An 8,104-nucleotide genomic window follows, 5' to 3' on the forward strand; every position below is an offset into this window, starting at 1 on the left:
TCGCAGCGCTTCGGGGAATACCACACGACGACTGAGCCGGTGTGCGGGTAGGCGTGCACGGCGCGTACTCCGTGCCGTCGGTCAACTTCTTCTTCCACCGCGACCGCGCGCCGCGCGTTCGCGCGCACCCAGGGCACTTTCACCCGCATGCGCCCGGCGGCATCGGACACGACCTGCAGACCGGTCACGTCCGCTGACGATGCAGAGCGCGAAGCGCGATGGGGAGGAAGCGGACCATCGGGCACGGCGTCGAGCCGATCAGTGGTCGTGGTCGTGGTCGTGGTCGCCGATGGCCGGAGGCTGCGCCTCCTCGCCGATCCGTTCGCGGGCCTCGGCCATCACGTCGGCCAGCTTCAGCCGGGCCGATTCCGCTGCTTCCTCGGCCCGTCGGGTGCCGCGCAGGCTCCATTCGGTCGCGGACACCGCGGCTTCGTGAACGGGGGCCTTGGCCAGACCTTTACGCACGAGTTCGTAGGCGCTGACACCGACCAGGCCGGTAACCACAGTGCCGGCCGCCTTTCCCAGTAGGCCTGACAACACCATCGCGAACGTCCTCTCGTCATGTCGTACGGTCCGATTACTGACCTTCCACGACGCTAACATACACATATAGCGATATCAACATGTATTGGCGCTCGGCTGTGGAGTCTCGGTGTCGCAGGGGTGAGCGTGCCGGGCACCGATGTGCCCTCCTCACTCGAAAATATGGTGACCAGGAGCTGGTGAGTGGTTGCCTGCTGGTGTTAGGCAGCGTCGGTGTGGGGTTCGAGGGTGACACCCAACCGCCGCAGCAGCCCGCCATTTTCATGTCCCCACACCGGGGCGCAGCCCCCTGAACGCTTCGAGCGAATTTGTGCCTCAGCTGATCGAATTCGCTCGAAGGCGGGCAGAAAGTGCACTGCTTGTATCTGGTGGCCGGTGGGGCTGGAGTGATCACAGGCCGCGGGTGACCTTCTCGGTCTCGGCCTTGCGGGCCAGCGCGGCCGGATCTGGATTGGCGACGTAGACCAGCGACCCACCGATCGACAGCACGCTCAGCAGGCCCTCGATCACGTCGTCGGGGGTGTCCCACGGCGTGGTCGAGAGCACCCGGTCAGCGGATGTCAAACCCTTGGTGGCCGTGGCCTTTTGGCAAGCATCCAGCACCTGCTCGACAGACCTGCCGTCGAGAGCCGGCCCGGGCCGCTGTTCGCCGACGATCTGATCGCCATGCACCCGCACCGCGGTCGCATAGTCGGTGACGCCGACGGGCAGATCCGGCACGGGGCGGCCGAAGGCGTCCAGTGACAACACCGCCACCTCGCCAACGCCGATGGCGTCCGCTTCGTCGATCCGGTCGGCCGTGCACAACGCGATATCGGCGTTCTGGCCGCCAAGCACTACCTCCGCGCCAATCCACCACACCCCGAACAGCACCGCCGCGGTCTGCCAATGCGCCGGCAGCAGCACCGCCACCCGACTCGAAGGACCGGCGCCCAACTCGTCGCGCAGCAGGTTGGCGGTCTTGGCGGCCCAGTTGGCCAGCGTGACCGCCGACAGCTCGATGCGCTCGCCGGTCGCGTCGTCGTAGTAGGTGATCCGCGGGCCGACCGGGTCGGCGTGCAGCAGAGGATTCAGAATCGACGCGCTGACCGTCATCGCACCAGTAGATCAGTTCGTCGGCACGAGATCAGTTGACGCACGCCGGGTGATCGGAGCCTGCGGTCAGGATCGGCGACGGCGGGGGGGCGTCGGAGGTGTCGGGGTGTGAGGCCGCCGCCAGCTTGGGGCCGCCGTCGCTGAGACCCGAGCCCGGGCCGGTGTAGTCGCTGCTGAGCACCACCCGGACCGAACCCTGCGGCACCGAGGAGTTGGCGACAACGGGCAGCCCGCCGAGTTCTCTGGAGACGGCCTGGGCGCCGACGTCGTCGGCCTTGGCGGCCTGCACCTGGCTGCTCTTCACGTGTGCTGAATCGTTGTTGCCGACCTTGCCGGAGCCGAATCCTTTGGCGCTCAACACTTGTGATACAGAAGAGGCGAGGCCGTTGATGTCGGTGTCGTTGAGGACGCTGGCGCTGGTCTTGTCCGGCGCATAGGTGAACTCCTCGGTCTTGCCCTTGGCCTGACCTTCCAGCAGACCGGCGACCCAGGTCTGGACCTGGTGCGGATCGACCCGCACCACACTGTGCATGCCGTCATCGCTCCAACCGGATTCGTCGAGCACCGGGATGGTGGCGAAGGCGACCCGGCCGGCAGCGAGCTTCTGCAACTGGTTGACGAAATCCATGATGTCCCAACCGGATGACAGCACCACCGAGCGCTGGATGGCGGACTGCAGACGGTTCATTGTGGCCGGACTGGACAGCGTTTTGCCCGAGATCACCTGGTGGGCCAGCGACGACATCACCACCTGCTGACGCACGACGCGATCGAGGTCGCCACGGGGGAGTTCGTGACGCTGTCGGACGAAGCTCAGTGCTTGCGGCCCGTTGAGCTTCTGGGGGCCGGCTGGGAAATCTGCACCCGAAAGTGGTTCGTACACAGGCTCTTTGAGGCAGACGTTGACCCCACCGAGGGCGTCGGTGATCAGCGAGAAACCCAGCAGTCCGATCTCGGCATAATGGTCGACGGTGACTCCGGTGAGGTCGGCGACCGTCTTGATCAGCGCCTCGCGGCCGGCCTTGGTGCCCTCGCGCTCGGCCTCGTCGGGTGCGGCGCCGGACTCGACCAGGCTGACCCGCTTCTCTTCTTTGGTCTGGCCGTAGACGCCATTGATCTTGGTTTTGCCCAGCCCGGGCGCGGACACGTAGGTGTCGCGGGGGATCGAGATCGCAGTCGCCGACTTCCCGTTGTCGGGAATGCGCACCAGGATGATCGTGTCGGTGTTGCTGGCCACTTCGTCGCCGGCCCGCAGTGAGGCCAGTTCCTGCGGGCTCAGCGGGTTGCCGTGCGCGTCGGCGCGGCTGTCCATGCCGACCAGCAGGATGTCGATTGCGCCGTCGTCGCCACCGTGACCCAGCGACGGGGCGAAGACGTGGAAGATCCCGTCTTCGAAGGAGCGGACCTTGCCCCACGCCACTCCCGTCACGAGAACAATCAACGTGGCGGTCACTGCTGCAATCACACGAGTCACCCGTTGCTCAGGCATCACAACAGATTACTTCCGTAACGGCGGTAATTCCGGTAGCGCCGGTTCGGCGTGCCAGACTCGTGACTAATGACTAAGCGAATTGTGATCGCCGGGGCAGGCGGACAGGTCGGCAGTTTCCTGGCGGCCGAGGCGACCCGGCAGGGACGCGACGTGCTGGCGCTGACGTCGTCGCAGTGGGACATCGCCGATCCGCGGCGGGCGGGCGAGATCGTGCAGGCCGGCGACGTGGTGATCAACTGCGCGGCCTACACCGCCGTCGACGACGCAGAGCGTGAGCGCGACCGCGCGTACGCGATCAATGCCGCCGGACCGGGCCACATCGCTCAGGCCTGCGCTCGGGTCGGGGCGCAACTGGTGCACATCTCCACTGACTACGTGTTCGACGGCTCGGCGTCTCAGCCGTACGAGCCGAGCGATGGCACCCGGCCATTGAGCGTCTACGGGCAGACCAAGCTGTCCGGCGAGCTGGCGGTGCTGGCGGCGCTGCCGGGGGCCGTCGTGGTCCGCACCGCCTGGGTCTACACCGGCGGCAGCGGCAAGGACTTTGTCGCCGCCATGCGCAGGCTGGCCGCCGGTGACGGCGAAGTCGACGTGGTCGACGACCAGACCGGCTCGCCCACGTACACGGGCGACCTGGTTGCCGCGCTGCTCGAGGTAGCCGACGGGCGGGTGCGCCCCCCGAACGGCATCGTGCACGCCGCCAACTCCGGGGAGGTCACCCGCTGGGGGCAGGCCCGCGCGGTGTTCGAAGGCGTCGGCGCGGATCCGGAACGGGTGCGGCCGGTGAGCAGTGCTCACTATCTGCGGCCGGCCGCGCGGCCCGCCTATTCGGCATTGTCGGGTCGACAGGCGCAGGAGGTCGGCCTGTCGCCGCTGCGTCCGTGGCGCGAGGCACTCGCCGAGGCGCTCGCTGTTCCCTCCTGAGTAACACCCGCCGCCTCGACCGTTACCCTCGACGGGTGAGTGACGTCCTGCCCGTGGTTACGGTGACCTATTCGCCGGGCGTACACCTGGATCGGTTCTTGGCCTCGCTCTCGCATGCGACCGAGCGTCCCGTCAGTGTCCTGATGGCCGACAACGGCTCCACCGACGGCACGCCGGAGGCCGCCGTCGAGCGTTACCCGGGCGTACGGCTTTTCGCCACGGGATCCAATCTCGGCTACGGCAGCGCCGTAAACCGTGCGGTCGCGGAGTTGGGCGACGTCGACGAGTGGATCATCGTCGCCAACCCCGACGTGCAGTGGGGTCCGGGCAGCATCGACGCACTGTTGGACGCCGCGACACGCTGGCCCCGCGCGGCGACTCTCGGTCCGCTGATCCGCGACCCGGACGGGTCGGTGTATCCCTCCGCTCGCGAACTGCCGAGCCTGGTCCGCGGCGGTATGCACGCGGTGCTCGGTCCGCTGTGGAAGAACAACCCGTGGACGGCGGCCTATCGTCAGGAGCGGTTAGAGCCCAGTGAGCGGTCGGTCGGCTGGCTGTCCGGGTCATGCCTGCTGGTGCGTCGCGCGGCTTTCGAGCAGATCGGCGGTTTCGACGAGCGCTACTTCATGTACATGGAGGACGTCGACCTGGGCGACCGACTGGGCCGGACCGGGTGGCTCAATGTCTACGTGCCGACGGCGGAGGTGCTGCATCACAAGGGGCACGCGACCGCCCGCGAATCGTCGCGCAATCTGGCCGCGCATCACCAAAGCACCTACATCTACCTCGCCGACCGGCATGCCGGACTCTTGCGCGCGCCGCTGCGCTGGGGCTTTAGGGCCGGACTGGGGATGCGGTCACGCCTGATGGCGCGTAACTCCGACGACGGGCGGCGTCGATGAGTGCGAACGTTGACGCGATAGTCCTGGTCGGCGGCAAGGGCACCCGGCTGCGGCCGTTGACGTTGTCGGCGCCCAAGCCGATGCTGCCGACGGCCGGACTGCCGTTTCTGACGCACCTGCTGTCGCGGATCGCGGCGGCCGGGATCGAACGCGTGATCCTCGGGACGTCCTACAAGCCGACGGTGTTCGAAGCGGAGTTCGGGGACGGATCCAAACTGGGCCTGCAGCTCGAATATGTGACCGAGCAGACGCCGCTGGGCACCGGCGGCGGTATCGCCAACGTCGCAAGCCGGCTGCGCCACGACACGGCGCTGGTGTTCAACGGCGACGTGCTCTCCGGCGCAGACCTCGGTCAACTCCTGGATTACCACCGCCAGCAGCGAGCCGACCTGACGCTGCATTTGGTCCGGGTCAGCGACCCCCGGGCCTTCGGCTGCGTGCCGACCGAGAACGGCCGCGTCACCGCATTTTTGGAGAAAACCGAAGATCCGCCGACCGACCAGATCAACGCCGGCTGCTATGTGTTCTCGCGCGAGACCATCGACCGCATCCCGCGCGGGCGCGAGGTATCGGTCGAACGCGAGGTGTTCCCCGCGCTGCTGTCCGACGGTGTGAAGGTCTGCGGCTACGTCGACATGAGCTACTGGCGCGACATGGGCACTCCGGAGGACTTCGTGCGCGGATCGGCCGATCTGGTGCGCGGCATCGCGCCGTCGCCGGCACTGGGCGGGCACCGCGGCGAATACCTGGTGCACGACGGTGCCGCGGTCTCGCCTGGGGCGCTGCTCATCGGCGGCACGGTGGTCGGTCGCGGCGCCGAAATCGGGCCCGGCGCAAGGCTGGACGGCGCAGTCATCTTCGACGGCGTGCGCATCGAAGCGGGCAGCGTGATCGAACGCTCGATCATCGGGTTCGGCGCCCGGATCGGCCCGCGGGCGCTGATCCGCGACGGTGTGATCGGCGACGGCGCCGACATCGGCGCGCGCTGCGAGTTGTTGCGCGGTGCGCGGGTGTGGCCCGGCGTCAGCATTCCCGACGGCGGAATCCGATACTCCAGCGACGTCTAGGCCGTCGGCTTCACGCTCGAACGGCCCGCCGGACCAAGTAGGCCAACGCCTCGTCGGTCCCGTCTGGCAACCGGTCGATCGGCCACCACCGGAGGTCGACCGACTCCTCGCTGACCGCGATCTGGGCATCCGCCGGCGCGTGCGCCAGGAACTGCAGATCGAGGTGGCGGGTCGGCACGCCCAGCGAACAGGTCAGCGCGTGCACGTTGATCGCCGCCAGTTCGGGGGAGATCCGCAAGCCGTCGACGCCCGATTCCTCGGTGGCCTCGCGCAGTGCCGCGCCGAGGATGTCGGCGTCGGAATCCTCGCAGTGCCCGCCTAACTGCACCCATCGGCCCAGTCGCGGATGCAACGTCAGCAAGACCTGCTCCCCGGTGTCGTCGAGCACCAACGCCGAGGCGGTGATGTGCCCCGGGATGCATTCCCGCCGACAGGCGTCCGCGCGGGCGTGCAGGAACGCCAGCACTGCGTTACGCAACGAATCCTGTGAATGGTCGGGTGGCTGCCAGTCGCTCAGCAGCGCGACGGCCGACGCTCGCAGGCTCACTTACGTACCAGCAGATCGGCGGCCGGCACTGGGTCGCGCGCCTCGATGGGCTCGTTCGGGTAGCCGATGGCGATGGCGCCCAACGGTTCCCAGTCGTCGGGAAGTTCCAGCTCGGCGCGAACCAGGTCTGCGGCGAAGATCGTCGAGCCGATCCAGCAGCTGCCCACGCCGCGCACCGCCAACGCCACCAGCAGCGCCTGCACTGCGGCGCCGACCGCGACGGTGAACATGGTTTGCTCGGCGTCCGTGCGGGCGGCGTCGGGATAGCTGTGCATACCGTCGGGCACCAGGAACGGGATCACGACTTCTGGTGCGTCGTAGAGGATCTGACCGCGCGCGATCCGGCGTTCGACCGCGTCGGCGGGTCTGCCATCACCGGCCAGGTCGGCCCGCCACTTGTCCTGCATCCGCTCGAGCAGACGGTCGCGGACGGTTCGGGTCTGCAGCCATACGAATCGGACCGGGCGGGTGTGATGCGGCGCGGGCGCGGTCAAGGCTTCGGCGATCGCGTCTTCGACGAGCTGTGACGGCACCGGCTCGGCGCCGAACTGCCGCACCGACCGGCGCATCAGCTGGGCTTGACTGCGGCCCAGCTCGAGGGCTTCCGCGGTGCCCAGCCAGAACAGGTCATCGGTGCCGGCGCGCACGAGATGTCTTGCAGTGAAGTCAGTTTCGGTAACTATGCGCGCGGAAAGCCCGCGCACCACGGCGACCGGGATTGCGGTCAGTTTGCCCTTGACCAGGTCGGCGGCAGCGGCGATCTCGTCGGCGACCGCGATCTCGGTGACCACCAATTCGTTGCCGTGCCGGTCGACCGCACCGGCGTAGCCGTGCAGCACCGCGACGCCGGCCGCGCCGACGGCGGCATCGGTCTGACCGTTACGCCAGGCCCGGCCCATCGTGTCGGTGATGACGACGCCCACTGTGACGCCCAAGCTTTCGCGCAGGCTGGCTCGCAGCGACGCGGCGCTGCCGTCGGGGTCGGTGGGTAGCAACGCCAATTCGTCGGTGCCGATGTTGGAGCCGTCCACGCCGGACGCGGCCTGCACCACGCCCAGGCCGTTCTCGGTGATCAGCGTGCGGCCCTTGCGGGCCAGAACGCGCACCGATTCCGCTTCGACGAGCGCGCGCCGCAACGTGTCTCGCTCTTCGGGATCTGCGGGCGCGGGCACCAGCCGGCCCTCGCATTTGGACAATACCTTGCTGGTCACCACTAACACGTCGCCATCACGCAGCCAGGGCGCCGCAGCGGCCAGGGCGGCGGCGAGGTCGTCGCCGGGCCGGAACTCGGGGAGCCCAGTCACGGGTAGGATTTCGACCGGCGACCCGGTGCCGTGCTCGTCAGGTTTGCTCACGCTGCCACACCCGCGAGATCGAGTCCTGCGCTGACCATCTCGGCTGTGGCCTGCGGATCGGTCATCAGCAGGGGCACCGATCGCACCGCGATGCCGTCGATGTCGGCATGATCGCCCTCGTTGATCAACCAGCAGTCCAGGATGCCGGTGCCGGCGCGTGCACCGTGATACCGCCCGAC

The 8,104-nt window shown here is 68.2% G+C and carries 9 protein-coding genes and 1 pseudogene; 3 read left to right on the top strand and 7 right to left on the bottom strand.

All coding sequences use genetic code 11. From position 1 onward, the window contains the following. The 4 genes from AC2VOU_RS16780 to AC2VOU_RS16795 form a co-directional block, all read right to left on the bottom strand. On the bottom strand, nucleotides 1–149 hold a 149-nt coding region (locus AC2VOU_RS16780; RefSeq protein WP_486958391.1), incomplete at its 3' end, for a hypothetical protein. Nucleotides 150–258: 109 nt separating this feature from the next. Next, nucleotides 259–543: a DUF1490 family protein gene (locus AC2VOU_RS16785; protein WP_486958384.1), complete on the bottom strand. Its 285-nt coding sequence runs from the start codon at nucleotides 541–543 to the stop codon at nucleotides 259–261. A 390-nt stretch (nucleotides 544–933) separates the two neighbouring features. Further along, nucleotides 934–1,638, bottom strand: coding sequence for a TIGR03089 family protein (locus AC2VOU_RS16790; protein WP_486958385.1), 705 nt, complete (start codon nucleotides 1,636–1,638; stop codon nucleotides 934–936). Between the two features lie 31 nt (nucleotides 1,639–1,669). After that, a complete protein-coding gene (locus AC2VOU_RS16795; protein ID WP_486958386.1) occupies nucleotides 1,670–3,130 on the bottom strand; it encodes an LCP family protein in 1,461 nt (486 codons plus the stop codon). Nucleotides 3,131–3,196: 66 nt separating this feature from the next. Between AC2VOU_RS16795 and rfbD the strand changes: the two genes are divergently transcribed. From rfbD to manB, 3 genes are read left to right on the top strand one after another with little or no spacing between them, the layout of a single operon-like run. Further along, complete coding sequence (rfbD, locus tag AC2VOU_RS16800) at nucleotides 3,197–4,054, top strand: dTDP-4-dehydrorhamnose reductase (protein ID WP_486958387.1); 858 nt, start codon at nucleotides 3,197–3,199, stop codon at nucleotides 4,052–4,054. A 53-nt stretch (nucleotides 4,055–4,107) separates the two neighbouring features. Then, nucleotides 4,108–4,956, top strand: a complete 849-nt coding sequence (locus AC2VOU_RS16805) for a glycosyltransferase family 2 protein (protein ID WP_486958392.1) — start codon at nucleotides 4,108–4,110, stop codon at nucleotides 4,954–4,956. After that, nucleotides 4,953–6,023 (top strand): mannose-1-phosphate guanylyltransferase, encoded by a 1,071-nt coding sequence (manB, locus tag AC2VOU_RS16810; RefSeq protein WP_486958388.1) that lies wholly within the window; start codon nucleotides 4,953–4,955, stop codon nucleotides 6,021–6,023. The genes AC2VOU_RS16805 and manB overlap by 4 nt, the downstream gene beginning before the upstream one ends. A 10-nt stretch (nucleotides 6,024–6,033) precedes the next feature. Here manB and AC2VOU_RS16815 read toward each other — a convergent pair whose 3' ends face one another. The 3 genes and pseudogenes from AC2VOU_RS16815 to AC2VOU_RS16825 all read right to left on the bottom strand — a co-directional run. Next, nucleotides 6,034–6,570, bottom strand: coding sequence for an NUDIX hydrolase (locus AC2VOU_RS16815; protein WP_486958389.1), 537 nt, complete (start codon nucleotides 6,568–6,570; stop codon nucleotides 6,034–6,036). Continuing rightward, a complete protein-coding gene (locus tag AC2VOU_RS16820) occupies nucleotides 6,567–7,925 on the bottom strand; it encodes a coenzyme F420-0:L-glutamate ligase (RefSeq protein WP_486958390.1) in 1,359 nt (452 codons plus the stop codon). Before AC2VOU_RS16820 ends, AC2VOU_RS16815 begins: the two co-directional genes overlap by 4 nt. Beyond that, nucleotides 7,922–8,104, bottom strand: a pseudogene (locus AC2VOU_RS16825) (2-phospho-L-lactate transferase); the annotation flags it as partial. The pseudogene AC2VOU_RS16825 and the gene AC2VOU_RS16820, both read right to left, overlap by 4 nt.

It is taken from the genome of Mycobacterium sp. TH-M25, from assembly GCF_057473665.1.

Excerpts from the sequence above, each read along its gene's own strand:
- AC2VOU_RS16785 (WP_486958384.1), bottom strand. The coding sequence starts at position 543 with ATGGTGTTGTCAGGCCTACTGGGAAAGGCGGCCGGCACTGTGGTTACC.
- AC2VOU_RS16790 (WP_486958385.1), bottom strand. The coding sequence starts at position 1,638 with ATGACGGTCAGCGCGTCGATTCTGAATCCTCTGCTGCACGCCGACCCG.
- rfbD (WP_486958387.1), top strand. The coding sequence starts at position 3,197 with ATGACTAAGCGAATTGTGATCGCCGGGGCAGGCGGACAGGTCGGCAGT.
- manB (WP_486958388.1), top strand. The coding sequence starts at position 4,953 with ATGAGTGCGAACGTTGACGCGATAGTCCTGGTCGGCGGCAAGGGCACC.